The sequence below is a fragment of the Arthrobacter sp. 2RAF22 genome (assembly GCF_052115325.1).
In the GTDB taxonomy this organism is placed as follows: domain Bacteria; phylum Actinomycetota; class Actinomycetes; order Actinomycetales; family Micrococcaceae; genus Arthrobacter.
Window position 1 is genome coordinate 80,884 of sequence record NZ_JBFRGL010000011.1, and the last position, 22,416, is coordinate 103,299.

Consider the following 22,416-nt stretch of genomic DNA (forward strand, 5'->3'; position numbering starts at 1 on the left):
CACGTTAAACAGCAGCAGCCCCAGCAAGAGCGCATCAACCGTCATTACTCCCGCCATGAAGTAAGCCCAACCGATGATCATGGCTCGATCACCACCAGTCGGCCGCCCGAGGTGCGGGGTTGCATCAGAACACTCATACCAATCTCCTGACCCGGATCCCCCAGTCAATCGATAGTCCACCAAGTGTGGCACGACGGCGCCCAAGAAGGAACGGCTTTGGCGATCGACGGCGGGCCGCACTAAAGGAATTGACAACGACGGCGACGTGTCCTTTTCGGGGCGTGTCGCCGTCGTGCGCGCCTGAGCATTGAACAGCGGGAGCTACACTTTCGAGACCTCGCCGCTGTGGGGGCCAATGGTTCCCGTCTGCAGGCTCAGGAGCGTCAAGAGGATGACCATTCCGAGCAGCACAACGGCCGTGGCCAAGGTGAGGGTGCGGTTCCGACTCGGGGCTTCTCTGGCTGCAAGAAAGAGGGCAGATCCTGACAGGACAGCAGAGATAGCTGTGAATGGATAGAGCGGCAAAATCAACAAGATGGCCGCTCCCAGCAGGAAAAATCTGGAGAGCGCAACGCCTGAGCGCTTCCTTACCAAGGGCTGCATGATTGGTCATCTCCTTTTTGACCATTGCCGTGACCTATGATCCGCACGCAGGGGCGAGGCGACGACACGTCCCAACCCCCGACACCGAGTTTGAATTCGCGCTGTCCGACAATTTTAGCCGAGCCGCCCGAGATGATTGCGTGCCTGGAGACCTGGCCATTGTCGCGCCACCCGATTGCAAACGTCTCACCCCACGTGCCGTTGAACCATGATTGTGTTGCTGACGAACCGTTGCCACACCATCCGCCACTAACGGTCAGCTTGTAAAGCCACCCTCCAAAGGCATTCGTGCCTATCACCCAGGATGAAGTGTTCCAGCATCCGGAAGCCAGAGTGCCGAACTGAGCCGGCGTTATTCCCTTCAATGTGGATTTCTTGGCCAGACTATCTGCCGGCGCGTAGCTTTTCGGCGAACTGATGACATTCGCGACCGCGCTATAGGCCTCAAACAAACCAAGCTCTTCCGAGCCGAGCGATTTGGCCGCAAGCTCGGGATTGTCGGACTCAAAGACCTTGCGCGCTACGGCCTCAGCCTTCGCAGCTTCCTTGGGTGCGTTTTCCACTCTCGCCGGAGCGCCTCCCGCGTTGGCATCGACGTCAGCTATGGCGGGTGTCGCTGTTGAAGCGGCTAGGAGCGCAGCCATGGCCAGACAGGCCAGGATCCTTTTGATAATCATTTGGTCCCCAATCGTGAAACTGTCATGGGCGTGGTCGACGACCCGCCTCACGAAGGCCTCATCGATGTTCCTTTTCGGTAATCGAAAGAACAGATACACCGAGTTCTTTAAGGCGCGACGGGGGCCTTCATCGCAAACGCTAACAAGGGAAAACTGCACTGAGTGGTCTTCCGAATCAAAATGAGTGGCGAATCGCCCATATTTGAGTGGTAGCGAGGGGAAGCACGTTAGAACGTTCGTAGCCGCCGTGCTTCGACGATACGACCACCATCCTTGGGAACTGGTTCTGTCAGAGCTTCATCGCGTTACCGGAACTTCACGGAGCAGCACTGCAGACGATGCAGCGGTTGGGCCAAACGCTCGGCGGGGGCCTCTTCCGGGGTGCCGGTTGGGCAGCCGCCGATCTGAGCAAGGTGGATCCTGACGCCGGGCGGAGATGGAAAGCATTCCTCGCGACCTCAATTCACGGTCACTCTGCGCCGGTTGCCACCGAGACATTTTTGTCGTATCAGCCGAACAGCCGCCCTGAAGACCCTACGGTGCTCAGGGCGGCTCTCAGGCCTTACCTCGTGCTCAAGCGACGATGGTCCCTTGATGGCTCCGAGGATCTGACAACTCTCCCCGACGCCGAAGTGCATTGGAACACCAAGGAGCGCAGTCTCACCAAGCACGTCTTGAAGGTCATCGAGGCGACCGTACCCGGCGACTTGATGCTGGGAGCGGTACTCGAAGACTCACTGAGCGCCGCTTACGACCTTCTCGACGCTTATCACGGCCTACGCTCGTGGGATCCGCTCAACTTTCGTCGCTCGGCAATCGAACCGCACGGGCAGGATCGGTTTCGCCATCCCGTGGACGCAGTCATCGATGGGCTGCGAGCGTACGGCGAGAAAGCCCTGCTCGCACGGCCGGACCTGCCCGAACGGTGGTGGTCGATCGGTCGAGACCTCTTCCGACGTCTCGCGCTACATTTGGTCGCACTTGACGCCTCGCGGTCGTACGACGAGAAGATCTCGTGGCTGCTAGAACGATCTGCTCTCTACGAAACTACTCTCAAACACGAGACTTATCGCATCCTCAAAGTGTCGGCGGAAAAAGCATCGAAAGAAGCACGAGATCACCTCCTTTCGGCCGCACAAGCCGGGCCTAGCCTTCCCAAAGACGTCACGGAAGACATCCTCGACCGTGAACAGCACACCAAATACGCAACCTACAACTTGCTTGTATGGCTGACCCAAGTTGCGCCCGGATGGGCTGAGGCCGGCACAGCCCTTGCAGAGGCACAGGACGCAAACCATGTTTTCGCCCCGCGGGAGAATCCCGACTTCGACAAGTGGATGACGACCGGCACCTGGGGCGGAAAACTGCCGATGGAACTGGATGACTTTATCGGGTCCCTTGAAAAGGATCCCGCTGGTACCGTCGATGACCTCCTAGCCGGGGACTACTCGGAACGGAGCTTGAACGAACCAGAGTGGCGCGACGCTCTTTCTCTCGTGAGCCAAGTGGCTGAGTCCCGCCCCGACCTCGGCGAACAACTTTGGGCCCTCGTCGATGATCGGCCAGACCGCGGTTCTCAGGCCGACGACCTTCGCCGAGCTATTGTCGATGGTTGGGCGGAATCGGCTCTGGGTGCGATTGCCAACACCGTCGTCGCACGAGTTACAACACAAGTCGCAAGTTTAGAATCCGCTCGCTCAGTCGGCCGATTCCTGCTGGAGCAGGTTCGAAAGCAGATCGAGAGTGACGAGACACCGGCTCTCGCGGCGATGCGCCGCATCGCCCTCGACCTTTGGAGGAAGCATGGCCACTCGTTCACGCATTCCGAGGCAGCGGACCCGAACTCGATGGCACCGCTTACCTCAATTCTTGGCCAGGAGACCTCGCCCAGTACTGGATGGCTGAGGTTGATCGACGATGGCGGAAACATCGTGATGACTGGTTGGGCCTCAGCGATGACGAGCACGAGGCTCTTACGCAGCTTCTCTGCGGGCCGGCGCACGCGTTCGATGCCACAGGACCCGCTCTGGCGAGCCACTTGTTCTTCTTATTCGCTGCCGACCCGGCCTTCGCGACAGAGCACCTGCTCCCGTTATTCCGTGCTGACGCGACCGCGCCGTTGTTTTGGCCTCCCTACCTTCGCCACCCTCGCTACAACGACAAGCTGCTCGCCGCTGGTTTCCTGGACAGTATCATCGCAGAGTGGGCGCGGCTCGACTCGCTAAGGGTCAACGAGCTCCAGAATCAATTCTTCGGCCTGGTCATCTCGATCGTGTCCTTCGCTGGTATCGCCCCGGAGTCGCGCCAAACCCTGCTCGATCAGAGCGTTCTTGCCGCCGACGGAGCGCACGAAGCGGAGTTTGCTCAGGCGGTGGTGTATTTCCTTCGTGCAGACGGGGTCGACGGTGCTGAAGTGTGGAAGCGATGGCTTCGCGCCCACCTGACATCTCGACTGAACGGCGTGCCGAGAAGGCTGAACGTCGAAGAACTATCCTGCTGGGCTGACACCGTCTCTTACCTCGGCGATGGCATTCCCGAGGCGACCGAGATGCTCCGCAACCGCAGCATCGGTCTCGGCGATCGGTTCATCCGTCCGGACTTCCCGGAAGGAGCGCTCACCCTTTACGGCCCGGTTCTGGCATCGCACTTCGCGGAACGCATTCGCAACTCGTCACCCGGCGACTATTTCACCGTCCACCAAGTGAACGAGCTGATCGATGCGATGCGAAATACCCTCGGCGACGCAGGGGTACAACCGTTAGTGCACGCGGTGACGACGAGAGGATTCATTGGCGGCAGCACCGACCAGTGACGCTCGTGAGGGGCGCTTCCTCATCATCGTTGTCGAGCTCGGCCGGACGCATGGCTGCGGCTCGATACCGATCTCGCCGACGCGCAACGGGCGAAGCCGATGTGAGTGATCGCGGAGGCGAGCGTCCACAAGTCAGCGGCCATGAGGAGCACTGGAAGACCCCTGCATACTCTGCACTGGACGCGCCTTGGAAGCCGAAGCGCTGCGTCAGCCGGGGCTGAGAACGCAGAACTCGTTGCCCTCCGTGTCGGCGAGGCACACCCATGGCACGTCGCCCTGGCCGACGTCGGCGTCCGTGGCGCCCAGGTCCCGCAACCGGGCCACCTCCGCCGCTTGATCATCTCCGGGGTACGGCCTCAGGTCGAGATGGACCCGGCCGCGCGCGGCATTCGCGGCGGGAGTCCGGACGAATTCCAAATACGGCCCAACGCCCTTGGCCGAACGCAGCCTCGCAAAATCATCAGTCTCCTCGTGCACAGTCCAGTCCATCGCCCCGCTCCAGAACCGCACCATGGCCCGCGGATCCGCACAATTGACCACCACCGCGGCGATCGGCCCGGTGTCCTGGTAGATCGGCCGAGGCTCCAACACGCAGAACACGTTGCCCTCCGGATCGGCCAGGACCGTCCACGGCACATCGCCCTGGCCGATATCGGCAGGCGTCGCGCCGAGCTTCACCAGGCGCGCCACAAGCTCCGCTTGATGGGCCTCAGAGGCGGTGGCGAGGTCGAGGTGGGCGCGATACCTCACCGTTTCGGGGTCAGGCACAGTGACGACATCGACGCAGACGGCGGCGGGGTCCGGCCCGGTGAAGCCCGCGGGTTCAACATTGCTCACACCGGGGCCTTCGCTGGAAATATCCCAACCAAGCGCCTCCGCCCAAAACCGGCCCAGAGCCGAGTCGTCCCGGGCCTTGAAATTCACTTGAACAAGTCGCAGTGCCATACCGCCCGATCCTATAACCAGGCAATACCCGGCTGAGCGGCAACATCCCAGGACACGCTGACCGGAGAGGCCGCGCATTTGACCGTGTTTGAGACGATGAACCACATGGACGCTGATGCTAGCCCTGCCAACGACCCCGATTCCGATCCGGCCGGCGCACACCACGCGGGTGTGCAGTCCGTTGACCGGGCCATCACCGTGCTCGAAATCATCGCCCGCAACGGCGATGCCGGCGTGAGTGAGATCGCTGAGGAAATGGGCGTCCACAAGTCAACGGCATCGCGACTGCTGAGCGCCCTGGACGCCCGTGGAATGGTTCAGCAGAACCACGAGCGCGGAAAATACCAACTCGGATTCAACATCCTGCGCCTGGCCAGCGCCATTCCGGCCCGCCTCAGCTTGGTAAAGGAAGCCCGGGAAGATCTCGAAGCCCTTGCGGAGAAGTTCGCCGAGACCGCCAACCTGGCCGTGCTTCGGTCAAATTTCGCGGTCAACGTGGACCAGGCCATTGGCCCCAACACGCTTGGCACGCAGGACTGGATCGGCGGGCTCACCCCGCTCCACGCCACGTCCAGCGGCAAGGTCATGCTTGCAGCGCTGCCGCCTGGGACACGTGACCGAATTCTCAGGGAATCCGGCCAGGCACGATACACTCCGCAGACCATCACCGACCGCGACGAGCTGGAGCGGCAAATGCCGGTCATTGCGGAGGCCGGGTACGCCGCCACGTATGAAGAACTCGAGCGCGGACTCAACGCCGTCGCCGTTCCGATCCGCAACCACAGCGGCACGGTGATCGGAGCCATCAGCCTTTCCGGGCCGGCCTTCCGTTTCGAGCCGGAAAAAATACCCGGCCTGCTCGATGCGCTCAAGCAAGCCGGGTATTCAATCAGCGTCAAGATGGGTTACACAGCAGCCGGCGGCGCCTAAGCGCCGTCGGCCTGGCGATCCAGCGCTGCCTGGGCGAGGTTTTCCGCCTCGGCTTTGATGGTGGTGTTGTCGCCGTGACCGGTCCGGACCACGGTTTCCGGCGGAAGCGTCAGGAGGCGTTCCCGGATCGAGGCCAGGATGGTCGGATAGTCGCTGTGGGACCTTCCGGTTGCTCCCGGGCCGCCGTTGAAGAGGGTGTCGCCGGTGAACACCGTGCCTTCGCTTTCGAGGTAGAAGCACGTGGAACCCGGTGAGTGGCCGGGGGTGTGGATGGCTTGCAGTGCCGTGCCGGCCACTTCGAAGACGTCGCCGTCCGTGATGTAACGGTCCGGGCCGGCGTCCGGGTACACCTGCTCCCACAGGACCATGTCTGCCGGGTGAAGGTGGATCGGCGCGTTCACTGCCTTCGCGACGTCGAGCGCTGCTCCGATGTGATCGTTGTGCGCGTGGGTGAGCAGGATGGCGCGCACCTTCCGGCCACGGACCTGGCCGATGATTGCCTCCGCGTCGTGCGGCGAATCGATGATCACGCATTCGTCGTCGTTGCCGACGATCCAGACATTGTTGTCCACGTCCCACGTACCGCCGTCGAGCGAAAACGTGCCCGAGGTGACGAGGTTCTCAATGGCGACGCTCATCCGATTTCCACCACCGAACGGAGCACTTTGCCCTCGTGCATCTTGGCGAACGCCTCTTCCACCTGGTCGATGGTGATCCGTTCGGACACGAATGCGTCCAGGTCCAGGTTGCCTTGCTTGTAGTGCGCCACGAGCATCGGGAAGTCGCGGGAAGGCAGGCAGTCGCCATACCAGGAGGACTTCAGCGAACCGCCGCGGCCGAAGACATCCAGCAAGGGCAGCTCAAGCAACATGCCCGGCGTCGGGACGCCCACCAGCACTACGCGGCCGGCGAGGTCGCGCGCGTAGAAGGCCTGCTTGTAGGTCTCCGGGCGCCCGACGGCGTCAATCACCACATCGGCGCCGTTGCCGCCGGTCAGGGCCCGGATGGCCTCGACGGGGTCCTCCTGGCTGGAGTTGACACCGTGTGTGGCTCCCAGGGACATGGCCATCCCGATTTTGTTGGCGTCGATGTCCACGGCGATGATCGTCGTGGCGCCGGCGAGCTTTGCCCCGGCAATAGCGGCGATGCCGACGCCGCCGCAACCGATCACGGCCACGGACTCGCCCCGCTTGACCTCACCGGTGTTGATCGCGGCACCGATGCCTGCCATCACACCGCAGCCGAGCAGCCCGACGGCGGCGGGATCGACGTCGTCGTCCACTTTGGTGCACTGCCCGGCGGCCACGAGGGTCTTCTCCGCGAAGGCGCCGATCCCCAGTGCCGGGGTCAGTTCCGTGCCGTCCTCCAGGGTCATCTTCTGGGTGGCATTGTGCGTGTTGAAGCAGTACTGCGGCTGGCCCTTGGCGCACGCACGGCAGTGGCCGCACACGGCGCGCCAGTTCAGGATGGCCCTGTCCCCCGGCGCCACATCGGTGACGTCCGGGCCAACGGCGCTGACCACGCCGGTGGCTTCGTGGCCGAGCAGGATGGGGAAATCATCGGTGATGCCGCCCTGCTTGTAGTGCAGGTCGGTGTGGCAGACACCGCAGGTGAGGATGTCCACCAGAGCCTCCCCCGGACCAGGGTCCGGCACCATGATGGTCTCCAGCGTGACCGGGGCGTTCTTTTCCTTGGCGATGACGGCTTTTACTTTATGAACCATTGGCTTGCGTCCCTTTCCTAGGTTCCTGGTTACTCGTTACGACGACAGACATTCCTCAGGCTAGCTGTCGGCGGGGACGTCGGCGATCTTGCTCGTGACCCAGCTGTGGAACGCCTCAATGTGGTGCTCGCTCGGTACCAGGACGCCGCCCTTGGCGTAGATCTTGGAGCCCATGGCCGGCTGGCAGCGTTCGCAGGCGTCGAAGTCCTGCTCGTTGACCCGGTGGAAGAGCTCCACCGAAGCGCTCACGTCCTTGCCGGATTCCACGACGCTGGGCAGGTACAGCCAGTCGCATTCGACGATCGTGTGGTCGGCAGCCAGCGGGAACATGCGGTGGATGATGACGTGGTCCGGAACAAGGTTGACGAAGACATTCGGCTTGATGGTCACTGCGTAGTACCGGCGGTCGTGGTCGTCGCCGACTCCGGGAATCCGATCCAGGCCTTCGGAACCATCAATCGTGAAGCCCTTGATGTCGTCACCGAACTCCGCGCCGTGGCCCACAAAATACTGCGCCGCCAGGCCGTCGGCGAACTCGGGCAGGACTTCGGTGAGTTCGGGGTGGATCGTGGCGCAGTGGTAGCACTCCATGAAGTTTTCGATGATGAGCTTCCAGTTGGCCTTCACGTCGTACTTGATGCGCCGGCCAAGGCTCAGGTTCGCGATGTCATAGTCGTCGACAGCCCGCAGATCCCCGAGGCGCTCCTCGATCGCGCCCATGACGTCTTCCTCGAACGACGGTGGCTCATCCGCGAGGCTGACCCAGACGTAGCCCATGTATTCCCGGACGTGGACCTTGACCAGCCCGTATTCGTTTCGATCGATATCCGGCATCTTGGTGAGGTTCGGGGCCGCGATGAGCTTCCCCTCAAGATCGTAGGTCCAGGCGTGGTACGGGCACTGGAACGAGCGGTTGGCCTCGCCGGACTCCTCCATGCACAGCTTCACGCCACGGTGCCGGCAGATGTTGTAGAACGCGCGGATCTCGCCCTTGCGGGTGCGGTTGATGAGTACGCTCTCACGGCCGATCTGCACGGTTTTGAACGAGCCGGCCTTTTCCAGGTCCGCGGTCCGCACAGCGCAGAACCACATTTGTTCGAAGATGTGTTCCTGCTCGGCACGGAAGATGTCTTCACTGACATAAGTGTGGCCGGGGAGAGTGGGGATCAGGCTGGGGGAAACAACTTCAGTGGTCATGCTGACTCCTATTCAGTGATGAACGTGGTTGGCGCTCGAGAGGACTAAGGGGTTGCCAGGACGGGCGGGGCATTGCGGGCGTTGAGTTGCCGGCGCCAACGGGTGAACAGTCGCGGCTGGTTCACACCTAGTACGCCCACCGGTTCCTCGCCCCGGTAATACACGGCCAGGAAGCTGTGGTTCTCGAGCTGCCCTGCCTCAATTTCGACGCGCTCCGCGTCCCGCGCATGGCCGGCGAACTGGAGCGTTACTCCGTACTGGTCCGACCAGAAGTACGGCAGGTTGAGCGGTTGGGGTGCTGCTGAGTGATCCAAGAGCCCTGTCACGGCAAGGGCGGCACGTTCCTGGGCGCCGCTCCAATGCTCCACGCGATGGTGCTGCCCGCTGCGTTCGTCGTACCAGGCCGCGCAGTCTCCCACGGCGACCACGCCGGGGACGTTTGTCCGTCCCATCGAATCGCACGTGACGCCGTCGTCGATCGCCAGCCCCGAACCGGCCAGCCACCCGACGTTGGGGACCGCACCGATTCCGAGAAGTACGACGTCGGCGGAACGGTACTGTCCATCGCTGAGCCGGACGCCGGTCACATTTCCTTCGTAGCTGTAATACGAGTCGATTCCCGTGTCACAAATCAGTTCCACTCCATTGATCCCATGGAGCGTGGCCATGACGCCAGCCATCTCCGGACCGATCGGAGCGCTTAGCGGGATCGGGCTCTTGCAGATAATGGTCACGTCCATTCCCAGGCCCTTGGCCGTTGACGCCACTTCCGCGCCGATGAAGCCTGCGCCAACCACCAACAGGCGGCCGCCCGGAACGAGTTCCGGAGCCAGGTCCTGCGCATCCTCGAGAGTCCGCAGAGTAAAGACGTTGGATAGGCCCGCAAGTTCGGGCAGGGTGCGGGCCGAAGCTCCGGTGGCGATCACGACGCCGTCGGCCACCACCGTGCGTCCGTTGCCTAGGGTGATGGTCCTGCTGGCCGCGTCAAAGCTCTTCGCAGGCGAGCCCAACATCCATTCAGCCTGCAGGGGATCCGCCATTCCCCCCTCTTCCGCTTCCAACATCAAGTGCTTGATGCCGATCTTTCCTGCCAGGAACTCCTTGGACAGGGGCGGACGGTCATAGGGCCGCTGCTGCTCATCTCCAATGATGATCAGCCGGCCACAAAAACCCTGCGCGCGGGCAGCGCGGGCGGCGGAAAGTCCAGCCAATGAAGCGCCCACGATCGCCAATGTCTCCATGGCTTCCTCCTCGTTGAGCCGTTCGAAATTTTATTGCGCATTACGCAACGAACTTCGTTATGCGAAACAGTGTGACGGCCTTCACATCGCCTGTCAAGCAATCTGCGCAGTAATTTCCACCTCTTGACAAGCCCCTGTGAGGTCCATCACTCTGTTGCGTATTGTGATCTTCGTTGATCATGAGACAACCGCCCCCAGGTTTTCGACCAATCCGGTGAAAGAGGTTCGTGAGATGCACAGTGCTTGTCCGCTTAGCTCGTTGGCTCCGGGGGACGCGATTCGACTCGAGACGTCTCCGCCGATTGCCGTATTCCACACCGAAGACGGCGAACTCTTTGCCCTCGACGACACCTGCACGCACCAAGACGCCTCACTCGCCGACGGCTGGGTGGAGGACTGCTGGGTGGAGTGCCCCCTCCATGCTTCAAAGTTCAATCTCCGCACGGGAGCCGCCGATGCGCCTCCCGCCAAACTGCCCGTCAGGGTCCACGAAGTCCTGGTAGTGGACGGCCAGATCATGGTCAAGGAATCCGAGGACGAGCCCAACCTGCCGCCCGGGTTGACCGTCGACGGCCACGTCTAGCTTCCGGCGAGCCCCAAACTTCGATACGACTTACCTCAGGAGCAACACGCATGTCCACATCACCCCGCGTCGTCATTATCGGAGCCGGCATCGTCGGCGCCAATCTTGCGGATGAGCTGTCCACCCGCGGCTGGACCAACATCACCGTGGTCGAGCAGGGCCCGTTGACGTTGGCGGGTGGCTCAACCTCGCACGCCCCCGGCCTCGTGTTCCAGACCAACGCCTCCAAGGCCATGACCGAATTCGCTTCCTACACCGCGGACAAGCTGCTCTCCCTCAGCGATTCCGGCGTCTCCTGCTTCAACCAGGTGGGCGGCCTCGAGGTCGCCACCACGCCAGGGCGCCTGGAGGACCTCAAGCGCAAGCTGGGCTACGCGGCGTCGTGGGGTGTGGAAGGCCGGCTCATCGATCCGGACGAGTGCGCCAAGCACTACCCGCTGCTCAACCAGGAGAAAGTACTCGGCGGACTCTACGTCCCCTCCGACGGCCTGGCCTCCGCAGCCCGCGCCGTCGGCCTGCTCATCGCCAAGGCGAGCGCCGCAGGCGTCACGTTCCGCGGTTCCACTCCCGTCACCGGCATTGAACAGACAGGCGGCAAAGTCACGGGAGTCGAAACGCCCGACGGTGTGATCCCTGCGGACATCGTTGTTTCCTGCGCCGGGTTCTGGGGACCCAAGATCGGCGCCATGGTGGGCATGTCCGTGCCACTCCTCCCGCTGGCCCACCAATACGTCAAGACCACCTCCGTACCGGAGCTCGTGGGCCGGAACGATGCCTCGCGGCTGCTTGATCCCGCCAACGGCGCGTGGATGCCCATCCTTCGCCACCAGGACAAAGACCTCTATTACCGCGAGCACGGGGACCGGATGGGCATTGGTTCCTACGCCCACAAGCCCATGCCCGTGGACCTCCGGGAGCTCCCCGAGGTTGCCGCGGCGGACATGTCCGAGCACCGCATGCCATCCCGCCTGGCGTTCACCGAAGAGGACTTCCTGCCGAGTTGGGAGGACTCCAAGGAACTCCTTCCGGCACTTGCCGGCGCGGGGATTGCAAATGGCTTCAACGGCATCTTCTCCTTCACCCCCGACGGCGGTCCCTTGGTGGGCGAGTCCAAGGAGGTTGAGGGGTTCTTCGTTGCCGAGGCCGTGTGGGTGACGCACTCCGCCGGCGTGGCCAGGGCAGTGGCCGAGCTCTTGATCGAGGGCCAATCCCGGATTCCGCTCCACGAATGCGAAGTCTCCCGCTTCGAAGAGATCCAGACCGCGGAGAGCTACGTCAGCGAAACCTCCCAGCAGAACTTCGTAGAGATCTACGATGTCCTGCACCCGCTGCAGCCACGCGTCTCGCCCCGCGAACTGCGCGTGAGCCCATTCAATGCCCGGCAGAAGGAGCTCGGGGCGTTCTTCCTCGAAGCCCAGGGTTGGGAGCGCCCGCACTGGTTCGAGGCAAACCGCGGCTTGCTGGAGATCCTCCCGGAAGAATGGCGCGCACCTGAACGCGAACCGTGGGCCGCAATGTTCCACTCCCCCATTTCCGCTGCCGAAGCGTGGAAGACGCGCACCGCCGTCGCGCTCTATGACATGACGCCGCTCAAGCGGCTGGAGGTTTCCGGCCCTGGCGCCGAAGCCCTCTTGCAGCGCCTCAGCGCCGGGAAGGTCGACAAGAAGCCGGGTGCGGTGACGTACTGCCTACTCCTCAACGGCGACGGCGGCATCCGCAGCGACATTACGGTGGCCCGCCTCGACGAAACCACGTTCCAGGTAGGCGCGAACGGCAACATCGACTTCGCCTACCTCACCACCGAAGCCCGCAAACAGACCGCTGGGGACGTCACCCAGTGGGTCCAGGTCAGGGACATCACGGGTTCCACGTGCTGCGTGGGGCTTTGGGGGCCGCTCGCCCGCGAGGTCATGGCCAAGGTGAGCGACGACGATTTCAGCAACGACGGATTGAAGTACTTCCGCACCAAGAAAGTCCGGATCGGCGGGATCCCTGTCCTCGCGATGCGCCTGTCCTACGTCGGCGAGTTGGGCTGGGAGCTGTACACGACGGCGGAAAACGGCCAAAAGCTCTGGGACCTTTTGTTCGAGGCCGGCCAGGAGCAGGGCATCATCGCGGCCGGCCGCGGCGCGTTCAACAGCCTCCGCCTCGAGAAGGGCTACCGGCTGTGGGGCACCGACATGACCCCCGAGCACGAGCCCTTCCAAGCGGGCCTTGGCTTCTCCGTCGGCAAGGACAAGGAAGGATACATCGGTGCCGAGGCCCTCAAAGCCCGCCGCGAACTGCCCATCAACCGCCGCTTGCGTTGCCTGACGGTCGACGACGGCACGTCCGTTGTGTTGGGCAAGGAACCTGTGTATTTCAAGGGAGAGCCCGCCGGCTACGTCACAAGCGCCGCCTACGGCTACACCGTCCGAAAGCCCATCGCCTACGCTTGGCTGCCCGCCGAAGCGGGCGAGGGTGACACCGTCGAGATCGAATACTTCGGGAAGCGGATCCCGGCCACCATCTCTGCCGATCCCCTCGTGGATCCAACCATGGAAAAGCTACGGGGCTGACGCCCCTCCTGGCTACTCGACACAGCAATGGGGATCACTTCAAAGGAGTTCAACTAATGGCCAACGAAAAGTTTGACTACGTCATTGTGGGTGGGGGCAGCGCCGGATCGGTGCTGGCGGACAGGCTCAGCGCAGACCGCACCAAGACCGTCCTGGTCCTGGAGGCCGGCCGCAGCGACTACCCCTGGGACCTGTTCATCCAGATGCCCGCGGCGCTCACCTTCCCCAGCGGGAACAGGTTCTATGACTGGCGCTACCAGTCCGACCCTGAGCCGCACATGCACGGACGCCGGATCGCCCACACCCGCGGCAAGGTCCTGGGCGGCTCCAGTTCCATCAACGGGATGATCTTCCAGCGCGGCAACCCCTTGGACTACGAACGCTGGGGAGCCGACGCCGGGATGGAGACCTGGGACTTCGCTCACTGCCTCCCCTACTTCAACCGCATGGAGACCGCGCTGGCCGCGGAACCCGACGATGAACTGCGCGGACACGACGGACCGCTGGTCCTTGAACGCGGTCCGGCGCGCAATCCCCTCTTCCAAGCCTTCTTCCGCGCGGCCCAACAAGCCGGATTCGCACGGACCAACGATGTCAACGGGTACCGGCAGGAGGGCTTCGGTCCCTTCGACCGCAATGTGCACAAGGGCCAGCGGCTCTCGGCCTCCCGGGCTTACTTGCGGCCGCACCTCGACCGGCCCAACCTCACGGTCAGGACCCGGGCACTCGTCTCGAAAATCAACTTCGACGGCATTGGAACGTCCGATGTCAGGGCCACGGGCGTGAGCTATCGACGCAACGGCAAGCAGCACAGCGTGGATGCCCAGGAAGTAGTCCTGTGCGGAGGGGCCATCAACACCCCGCAGCTCCTGCAGTTGTCCGGCGTCGGGGACTCCACGCACCTCACGTCCCTCGGCATCAAACCCGTAGTTGACCTGCCCGGCGTCGGCGAAAACCTGCAGGACCACCTGGAGGTCTACATCCAGCACGCCTGCACCCAGCCGGTGTCCATGCAACCCAGCCTGAGCCTGTGGCGCTACCCGTGGATCGGCCTGCAGTGGCTGTTCGGGCGCAAGGGACCTGCTGCCACCAACCACTTCGAGGGCGGCGGCTTTGTGCGCTCCAACGAGGACGTGGCCTACCCCAACCTCATGTTCCACTTCCTGCCGGTGGCCGTCCGCTACGACGGCCAGAAGGCCGATGCCAAGCATGGCTACCAAGTGCACATCGGGCCCATGTACTCCGATGCGCGCGGCAGCCTGAAGATCACCTCCACGGACCCCACCGTCCACCCGTCCATGAAATTCAACTACCTTTCCACGGAGCAGGACCGGCGCGAGTGGGTCGAAGCCATCCGGATTTCCCGGCAGATCCTCGAGCAGTCGGCCATGGCGCCTTTCGATGGCGGGGAGCTCTCCCCCGGTCCAACCGTCCAGACGGACGAGGAAATCCTCGACTGGGTAGCCCGCGACGCAGAAACCGCGCTGCACCCGTCCTGCACGGCCAAGATGGGCCCGGCCACCGATCCGATGTCCGTGGTGGACCCGCTCAGCATGAGGGTGCACGGCACCTCGGGCCTGCGGGTGGCTGACGCTTCGGCAATGCCCTACGTGACCAACGGCAACATCTACGCGCCGGTCATGATGCTGGCCGAGAAAGCCGCTGACCTGATCCAGGGCCGCGAACCCCTCGCTCCGATCGCCGCCGAGTTCTACCGGCACGGCAGCAGCCCGGTTCCGGACAGCCTGGAAGGCCTGGACAGCCGGCCCCAGGTCACTCCCGCGAGGAACCAAGGAGCGGCATGAACAGCCCACAACTTTCCCAGACCCACACGGTGCGCGGCAGCTACGTTGACGGCGGCTGGCGGCAGTCCGCCGGAGGAATCCGCAGCATCAACTGCCCGGCGGACGGAACGCACGTTGCCGACGTCGCGGAATGCACCTCGGCCGACGCCGAGGCAGCGGTGGCGAGTGCCCGGAAGGCGTTCGACGACGGCGGCTGGCCGGGCACTCCGGAACTGGAACGCGGCGCGATCCTGCTCCGCGTGGCCGGGCTGCTCCAGCGGGACAAAGCCGGCTACGCCGCGGCCGAAGCCCTCGACACCGGCAAGCGACTGGTCGAAGCCGAATACGACATCGACGACGTCATCGCCTGCTTCCGTTACTACGGCAGCGTGGCAGGCACGGACGCAGGCCGCGTGATCGATACCGGCCGGCCCGGCGCCATCAGCCGGGTCGTCCATGCACCCGTGGGCGTCTGCGGCCTCATCACGCCGTGGAACTATCCGCTTCTGCAGGCTTCATGGAAGGTTGCGCCGGCACTGCTCGCCGGGAACACCTTTGTCCTCAAGCCCAGTGAGCTGACGCCTTCGACGTCGATCCTGCTCATGGACACGCTGCGCGAAGCCGGCGTGCCCGACGGCGTCGCGAACCTCGTGACGGGAACGGGACCGGAAGTGGGGGCTGTGCTCAGCTCGGATCCGCGGGTCGATCTGGTCTCGTTCACGGGCGGACTGGAGACCGGCAAGCGGATCATGGTGGCCGCGGCGGAGACGGTCAAGCGCGTGGCCCTCGAACTCGGCGGCAAGAACCCGAATGTGGTCTTTGCCGACGCTGACCGTGAGGCCGCCATCGACAACGCCCTGACGGCTGTCTTCCTGAACTCCGGCCAAGTTTGCTCGGCCGGGGCGCGGCTCATTGTCGAAGAGTCCATTCACGAAGAGTTCGTGGCCGAGGTGGTTCGCCGTGCACGCCAGATCCGGCTGGGCGGCCCCTTCGACCAGGAGGCCCAGACCGGCCCGCTGATCTCCACGGCCCACCGGGACAAGGTCCACGCCTACGTGCAGGCCGGGGTTGCGGAGGGCGCCCGGTTGCTGTGCGGAGGCTTCATTCCGGACACCCCGGAACTGGGGCGTGGCAGTTTCTACCCGCCCACCGTATTGGACGGGTGCAAGACCTCGATGCGCGTGGTCCAGGAGGAATCCTTTGGCCCCGTCATGACGGTGGAAACATTCACCACCGAGGAAGAGGCCGTCCGGCTGGCCAACGATACCGTCTACGGACTGGCCGGCGCCGTGTGGACGGCAGACGCCTCGAAGGCCCAGCGGGTCTCCGAAGCGCTGCGCCACGGGACGGTCTGGATCAACGACTACCACCCATACGTTCCGCAAGCCGAATGGGGCGGCTTCGGACAATCAGGCAACGGCCGCGAATTGGGGCTCGCGGGCTTGGCCGAATACCGAGAAACAAAGCACATCTGGCAAAACATCAGCCCCGGGCCCAGCCATTGGTTCGAGCCGTCACAGGCAGGAGTACAGCAATGAGCAGTCCTGACATATCAGTGCGCAACCTCTGGAAGGTCTTCGGACCCGGAGGTGAAAAGATCCCCAAGAATCCCGAGCTGTCGAGCTTGAGCTCCGGCGAATTGCTTGAACGCACCGGCTGCAATGCTGCCGTGCGGGACATGAACTTCGACGTCGCCAAGGGCGAGGTGTTCGTCGTCATGGGCCTCTCCGGATCAGGAAAATCCACCCTGATCCGATGCCTCACCCGGCTGATCGAACCGACGTCGGGAAGCGTCCTGGTGGACGGAAAAGACGTGTTGGATGCGGGAACCACCGAACTTCGGGAACTGCGCCGGAGGAAGATGTCCATGGTCTTCCAGCACTTCGGCCTCCTACCGCACCGCACCGTGCTGGACAACGTGTCCTACGGCTTGCAGATCCGCGGGGCGTCGAAAAACGAGCGTTACGCCAAATCCCGCGAAATCATCGAACTGGTAGGCCTCAAGGGCTACGAGCAGCATTTCCCCGATCAGCTTTCCGGCGGAATGCAGCAGCGTGTTGGGCTTGGCCGCGCCTTGGCGGGCGATCCGGACACCATCCTCTTCGACGAGCCGTTCTCGGCCCTGGATCCCCTCATCCGGCGCGATATGCAGGCCGAAGTCATCCGGCTGCACAAAGAGATGGGCAAGACGATGGTGTTCGTTACCCACGACCTATCCGAAGCGCTCAAACTCGGGGACCGCATCCTGATCATGCGGAACGGCGAGACTGTCCAGTGCGGCACCGGCGATGATCTTGTCGGTTCGCCAGCGGACAAGTACATAGCCGACTTCGTCTCGGAAGTACCCCGCGCGGATGTCCTGACGCTCAAATGGATCACCGATCCGGTAGCTTTGGGCACTCCCGGGGATGCTCCCGTCCTGAGCGCAGGCACCATTATCCGCGACGCCATCCCCACGGTCATGAACTCGACGTGTCCCGTGCTCGTGGAAGAGTCCGGCAAAATCACGGGCCAGATCGACCGCGACAGCATCTTGTCGGTCATCCGCAGCACGGAAGTTGCGGCGTGATGTCCACTCTAGTTCGTGATCGCGCCCCGGTTCAGGCCGGCGCCAACACCCTCCGCCCGCCGCGCAAGCGGCTGAGTCGCCGAGTTTTCCTCCTGGGTGCCGCCGGAGTCCTCTGGCTCCTCGGTTTCTTGTTCCTGCACGGCACATCGACCCTCACGCTGCCGGCGTCGGAATTGACTGACCTGCACCGTTCGCTCAACCAATTCAATGCCTGGGTCGCATCGAACCGGGCGGACAATCCCGTTTTCCAGTACGTCTTCACTCCCTTCCGTTCCGCCGTCGATTCAGTCGCAAATCTGTTCACCAGCACTTTTGCCGCCAGCTCCACCGGGCTTCGCCTACCGGAAATCGGCTGGCTGGGAACTGTCGGCCTGCTCAGCTGGATCGCTTTTGCGGTCGGCAATGCCCGGGTGGGATTGCTGACGGCGGCCGCATTCACGTTCTTCGGGCTCCAGGGCCTGTTTACGGAAGCGGCTTACACCTTCGCCCTCGTCCTCACAGCCGTGCTGTTCAGCCTGCTGATCGGCATCCCGCTCGGAGTCTTGGCCGGGATCTCGGGCCGGGTTTCCCAAGTGATCACTCCGGTCCTCGACTTCATGCAAATCCTCCCCACGTTCGTCTATCTGGCTCCTTTGGCCCTTATCTTCCTGATCGGCCCTGCCTCCGCCGTCATCGCCACGGTGATCTACGCGGTGCCTCCTCTCATCCGACTGACGGCACACGGAATCCGGAACATCCCGGAGAACACCAGGGAAGCCTCCGATTCCTTGGGCACCACAGGGTTGCAGCGGCTTCTCACCCTGCAACTTCCCCTGGCACGGCGCACCATCGTGATGGGGATCAACCAAAGCACCATGGCTGCTTTGTCCATGGTCACCATCGCAGCGCTGATCGCGGCGCCGGGGCTGGGACAAGTGGTTGTGCGTGCCTTGCAGTCGCTCGACGTCGGGACAGCAGTCAACGCAGGTCTGTCGATCGTCCTCCTGGCCATTGTGCTGGACCGGGTCACCACGGCCGCCAGCCGCCGGGCCGAACCCGGAGCAGCCCGCAAGCGCCGGATATCGCGGAAAAGCAGGTACATCCTGCTCGCTGCCAGCCTCGCCGTTGTCCTTGCCATGGTCCAGCTTTCCCGGACGATGCTCTGGGCCGCAGCCTTTCCGAAGAACCTCAACTTTGGCCCGGACATCGTCAGTGGAGTCAGCGCTGCCAGCGCATGGCTGCAGACAAATCTTTCCCTGTTTACGGTGTCGTTCCGCGAGGCCCTGACCAACGGAATCCTCAACCCGTTCCAATCCCTTCTGACCGAGACCCCCTTCTACCTCCTCGTCGCGGTTGTCCTCGTGGCGGCTTACGCACTTGGCGGTTGGAAACTGGCACTGGTCACCGCCTCATGCCTGGCCGCGATCATTTACCTGGGCCTGTGGAGCGATGCCATGGTCACCCTGGCCAGCACCCTTGTTGCCACGGCCGTGGTCATGGTGCTGGGCATCATCTTCGGTGTGGCGATGGGCAGGTCCAACAAGGTGGACCAGATCATGCGGCCCATGCTGGATGCGGGCCAGACCATGCCTGCCTTCGTCTACTTGGTTCCATTCCTAGGCCTCTTCGGCGCAACGAGATTCACGGCCATCGTCGCTGGAATTATCTACGCAGCGCCTGTGGCCATCAAGATCACGGCCGACGGCATCGCGGCGATCTCCCCGACCGTCATGGAGGCTGCGGTATCCAGCGGGTCAACCCCGTGGCAGGTCATCACCAAGGTCCAGCTCCCCATGGCCAGGAAATCCCTGGCCCTCGCCGCAAACCAAGGCTTGATCTACGTCTTGGCCATGGTAGTCGTCGGAGCCCTGGTCGGTGCAGGCGGCCTGGGATACGACGTCGTCGCCGGCTTTGTCCAGAGCTCGCTGTTCGGCAAGGGCCTCGCCGCCGGCCTGGCCATCGTCTTCCTCGGCATCCTGCTGGACCGCATCACCCAGGCTGCGGCAGCCGACCCGGTCCGCAAAATCCGCTCAGCAAAATCGAGCGCGCACTAGTCCTCCCCGTTCACCGCCCCAACAAGGAGACCCCAACCATGAGTAGAACCAGACAGCTTTTGAAACGAACAATTCCCGTACTGGCCGGAACCGTTACCGCAGCCCTCTTGCTAGCTGGCTGCGGAGGCGCTTCCGTGAACCAAGCGGCAGCCGCAGGCTCCTCGGAAACGCCCTGCGGAACCGTCAATGTCGCCCTCAACGCGTGGGTCGGTTACACGGCAAATGCGGCCGTCTACAGCTACGTAGCCCAAAACAAGCTCGGTTGCACAGTAGTCCAGAAGGACCTGTCGGAGCAGATCTCCTGGCAGGGCTTTGGTTCCGGTGAAGTCGATGTCATCCTCGAGAACTGGGGTCACGCCGACCTCACGAAGCAGTACATCACGGACCAAAAAGTGGCTGTGGACGCCGGCCCGACGGGCAACGAAGGGCACATCGGCTGGTACGTACCACCATGGATGGTCCAGAAGTACCCGGACATCCTGGACAGCAAGAACTTGAACAAGTACGCCTCACTCTTTGCCACCTCCGAATCAGGCGGCAAAGGCCAGGTCCTGGACGGCGACCCCGCCTTCGTGACCAACGACGAAGCCCTGGTCAAGAACCTTGGCCTCGACTACAAAGTGGTCTTCTCGGGCTCGGAAGCAGCTCTCATCCAGTCGTTCCGTACGGCCGAAAAGAACAAGACACCGCTGCTTGGCTACTTCTACGAACCGCAATGGTTCCTCTCCGAGGTCCCCCTCAAGAAGGTCAGCCTGCCCGCCTACACCCCGGGCTGCGATGCCGACGCCGAGAAGGTGGCCTGTGACTACCCCGACTACAAACTGAACAAAGTGATGGCCAAGAAGTTTGCGGACAGCGGTTCTCCCGCGGCGAAACTGCTCAAGGCCTTCTCGTGGACCAACGCCGACCAGGACTCGGTCGCAACGGACATCCAGGGCGGCATGAAGCCGGATGCCGCCGCCAAGAAATGGGTGGATGCCCACCCCGATGTGGTGGCTGCCTGGCTCAAATAGCCCCTGACGTTTGCTTTGAAGCTCCCCGGATCCTGCGATCCGGGGAGCTTCTTTTTTGCCTTTCCGGCCGGGGGCTTCATCCCCGTCGCGCCATTCCATGCAACCACGTTGCAGTGGTTGCGCCATCCACCCCACCTAGCTCCCACCCACCCTCCCAACGAGCTAGCACTTGTTGTCGTTTAGCGCCCTCAAAACGACAACAAGTGCGAGTCAGTTGGGCGACAGCCGAAGACTCTTGACGGTGACGCGCAACACATCTATTCTGGTGCAACAGCGTTGCGTTGAATGCAACCCCAAAAGTTCTTGGTGGATTCATGAAAAACGAAACATCCTCCGTGGCAGCCATCCCGGGAAGCGCTCCTGCCGGATCCAAAGGCGGATCCGGCGACCTTCCCGACGAAGCAGCCATCCAAGGCGGCACATCGATGCCAGCCAATAGCCACACAGTCAGCAAAGACACCCGGCGACGGGTCATCACTGCAAGCTTCATCGGCAATTTCGTCGAATGGTTCGACTACGCCGTCTACGGCTACCTTGCCGGGATCATCTCGACCGTCTTCTTCCCCGCATCGGACCGGCAGACCGCACTGCTCGCCACGTTTGGCGTCTTCGCCGTCTCCTTCTTTGTCCGTCCATTGGGCGGATTCATTTGGGGCCACATCGGTGACCGCCTCGGACGCAAACAAGCACTCTCCCTCTCGATCGTGCTCATGTCCGTGGCTACGTTCTGCATCGCCCTCATCCCCGGCTACAACACCATCGGCGTCATGGCGCCGGTCCTCCTGCTGCTCGTCCGGGTTGTCCAGGGCTTTTCGGCGGCCGGCGAATACGCAGGTGCCTCAGCCTTCCTGGTGGAGTACGCGCCGGCCAATCGGCGCGGACTCTATGCCGCCGTCGTACCTGCCAGCACGGCGGCAGGCCTGCTGCTCGGTTCCCTTCTGGCGGCACTTCTCAGTTCGGTACTGAGCGCCGAGCAGCTCGGCGAATGGGGCTGGCGATTGCCCTTCCTCCTGGCCGCCCCGATGGGCCTGATTGGCCGCTACATCCGTACCAAACTCGAGGACACCCCGGCCTTCCGCGAAATGGCCGCGAAGGACACCGCGGTCAAGGCTCCGGCCTTCGCGATGTTCAAGACGTACCGCAAGCAGCTGATCATCGCGACGGGCGCGGTGCTGCTCAACGCCGTCGGCTTCTACGTGATCCTCAGCTACATGCCGACGTACCTTTCCGAGGAGCTTCATTTCGGTGCAGCCGAATCGTTCCTGGCCACCACCATTGCCCTCCTCAGCTACATCGGATTCATCTTCCTGACGGGTATCGCCTCGGACAGGTTCGGCCGCAAGCGCATGCTCATCACGGCTTCCGTACTGTTCGTGGTGCTGACCGTTCCGGCGTTCATGCTCCTCGACACCGGAAATTTCCTGGTCATTGTCCTGGTCCAGATCCTGCTGGGCGCCATGCTCACCCTCAACGACGGCACCCTGCCCAGCTTCCTTGCCGAGCTCTTCCCCACGAGGGTCCGCTACAGCGGCTTCGCCGTCAGCTTCAATCTCTCCAACGCCCTGTTCGGCGGCACCGCCCCGTTCATGGCAACACTCCTCATCGGCCTGACCCACAACCAGCTGGCCCCCGGCTGGTACCTCGTAGCAGCCTCCGTCATTTCCCTCATCGCGGTCCTCTTCGCTGTGGAGACTTCCAAGAAGCCCCTCCAGCAGGACTGAAAACAACCCACCCATTGAAAGGAACAC

General features: G+C 63.0%; 18 protein-coding genes. 11 read left to right on the forward strand and 7 right to left on the reverse strand.

Annotation, left to right across the window (positions count from 1 at the left end):
- Window positions 1–321 precede the first annotated feature (321 nt).
- A complete protein-coding gene (locus AB4068_RS10550) occupies window positions 322–603 on the reverse strand; it encodes a hypothetical protein (RefSeq protein WP_059388145.1) in 282 nt (93 codons plus the stop codon).
- Entirely contained in the window at window positions 588–1,439 is an 852-nt protein-coding gene (locus tag AB4068_RS10555; protein ID WP_332601675.1) for a hypothetical protein, read from the reverse strand. Before AB4068_RS10555 ends, AB4068_RS10550 begins: the two co-directional genes overlap by 16 nt.
- A gap of 254 nt (window positions 1,440–1,693) precedes the next feature.
- Between AB4068_RS10555 and AB4068_RS10560 the strand changes: the two genes are divergently transcribed.
- Both AB4068_RS10560 and AB4068_RS10565 read left to right on the forward strand, forming a co-directional pair.
- Window positions 1,694–3,505 carry a hypothetical protein gene (locus tag AB4068_RS10560; protein ID WP_307052813.1) on the forward strand — a complete coding sequence of 604 codons (1,812 nt, stop codon included), beginning with the start codon at window positions 1,694–1,696 and terminating at the stop codon, window positions 3,503–3,505.
- A 47-nt stretch (window positions 3,506–3,552) separates the two neighbouring features.
- Window positions 3,553–4,092, forward strand: a complete 540-nt coding sequence (locus tag AB4068_RS10565; protein ID WP_307052812.1) for a hypothetical protein — start codon at window positions 3,553–3,555, stop codon at window positions 4,090–4,092.
- Between the two features lie 207 nt (window positions 4,093–4,299).
- Here AB4068_RS10565 and AB4068_RS10570 read toward each other — a convergent pair whose 3' ends face one another.
- Window positions 4,300–5,037: a VOC family protein gene (locus tag AB4068_RS10570; protein WP_441433346.1), complete on the reverse strand. Its 738-nt coding sequence runs from the start codon at window positions 5,035–5,037 to the stop codon at window positions 4,300–4,302.
- A gap of 105 nt (window positions 5,038–5,142) precedes the next feature.
- Between AB4068_RS10570 and AB4068_RS10575 the strand changes: the two genes are divergently transcribed.
- Window positions 5,143–5,967, forward strand: coding sequence for an IclR family transcriptional regulator (locus AB4068_RS10575; protein WP_441433347.1), 825 nt, complete (start codon window positions 5,143–5,145; stop codon window positions 5,965–5,967).
- Here the strand turns inward: AB4068_RS10575 and AB4068_RS10580 are convergent.
- From AB4068_RS10580 to AB4068_RS10595, 4 genes are read right to left on the reverse strand one after another with little or no spacing between them, the layout of a single operon-like run.
- The gene (locus tag AB4068_RS10580; RefSeq protein WP_441433348.1) at window positions 5,964–6,605 is read right to left on the reverse strand and encodes an MBL fold metallo-hydrolase; all 642 of its coding nucleotides are present in this window, start codon (window positions 6,603–6,605) and stop codon (window positions 5,964–5,966) included. The two genes, AB4068_RS10575 and AB4068_RS10580, sit on opposite strands and share 4 nt — an antisense overlap.
- Window positions 6,602–7,690: an S-(hydroxymethyl)mycothiol dehydrogenase gene (locus tag AB4068_RS10585; RefSeq protein WP_441433349.1), complete on the reverse strand. Its 1,089-nt coding sequence runs from the start codon at window positions 7,688–7,690 to the stop codon at window positions 6,602–6,604. The genes AB4068_RS10580 and AB4068_RS10585 overlap by 4 nt, the downstream gene beginning before the upstream one ends.
- Window positions 7,691–7,750: 60 nt before the next feature.
- On the reverse strand, window positions 7,751–8,887 hold the full coding sequence (locus AB4068_RS10590) for an aromatic ring-hydroxylating oxygenase subunit alpha (protein WP_284989676.1): 1,137 nt from the start codon (window positions 8,885–8,887) through the stop codon (window positions 7,751–7,753).
- A gap of 44 nt (window positions 8,888–8,931) precedes the next feature.
- Window positions 8,932–10,128 (reverse strand): NAD(P)/FAD-dependent oxidoreductase, encoded by a 1,197-nt coding sequence (locus tag AB4068_RS10595; protein WP_441433350.1) that lies wholly within the window; start codon window positions 10,126–10,128, stop codon window positions 8,932–8,934.
- Between the two features lie 232 nt (window positions 10,129–10,360).
- Between AB4068_RS10595 and AB4068_RS10600 the strand changes: the two genes are divergently transcribed.
- From AB4068_RS10600 to AB4068_RS10635, 8 genes are all read left to right on the forward strand, one after another.
- On the forward strand, window positions 10,361–10,711 hold the full coding sequence (locus AB4068_RS10600) for a bifunctional 3-phenylpropionate/cinnamic acid dioxygenase ferredoxin subunit (protein ID WP_306962126.1): 351 nt from the start codon (window positions 10,361–10,363) through the stop codon (window positions 10,709–10,711).
- A gap of 50 nt (window positions 10,712–10,761) precedes the next feature.
- Window positions 10,762–13,269: a GcvT family protein gene (locus AB4068_RS10605; RefSeq protein WP_441433351.1), complete on the forward strand. Its 2,508-nt coding sequence runs from the start codon at window positions 10,762–10,764 to the stop codon at window positions 13,267–13,269.
- Window positions 13,270–13,325: 56 nt separating this feature from the next.
- Window positions 13,326–15,074: a choline dehydrogenase gene (betA, locus tag AB4068_RS10610; RefSeq protein ID WP_306962123.1), complete on the forward strand. Its 1,749-nt coding sequence runs from the start codon at window positions 13,326–13,328 to the stop codon at window positions 15,072–15,074.
- Window positions 15,071–16,591: an aldehyde dehydrogenase family protein gene (locus tag AB4068_RS10615; RefSeq protein WP_284989674.1), complete on the forward strand. Its 1,521-nt coding sequence runs from the start codon at window positions 15,071–15,073 to the stop codon at window positions 16,589–16,591. Before betA ends, AB4068_RS10615 begins: the two co-directional genes overlap by 4 nt.
- Window positions 16,588–17,622: a quaternary amine ABC transporter ATP-binding protein gene (locus AB4068_RS10620; protein ID WP_059388152.1), complete on the forward strand. Its 1,035-nt coding sequence runs from the start codon at window positions 16,588–16,590 to the stop codon at window positions 17,620–17,622. Before AB4068_RS10615 ends, AB4068_RS10620 begins: the two co-directional genes overlap by 4 nt.
- Window positions 17,622–19,655 (forward strand): ABC transporter permease, encoded by a 2,034-nt coding sequence (locus AB4068_RS10625; RefSeq protein ID WP_441433352.1) that lies wholly within the window; start codon window positions 17,622–17,624, stop codon window positions 19,653–19,655. Before AB4068_RS10620 ends, AB4068_RS10625 begins: the two co-directional genes overlap by 1 nt.
- 38 nt (window positions 19,656–19,693) lie before the next feature.
- Window positions 19,694–20,668, forward strand: coding sequence for an ABC transporter substrate-binding protein (locus tag AB4068_RS10630; protein ID WP_307052805.1), 975 nt, complete (start codon window positions 19,694–19,696; stop codon window positions 20,666–20,668).
- Window positions 20,669–21,093: 425 nt separating this feature from the next.
- Window positions 21,094–22,389 (forward strand): MFS transporter, encoded by a 1,296-nt coding sequence (locus AB4068_RS10635; protein ID WP_253257232.1) that lies wholly within the window; start codon window positions 21,094–21,096, stop codon window positions 22,387–22,389.
- Window positions 22,390–22,416 lie beyond the last annotated feature (27 nt).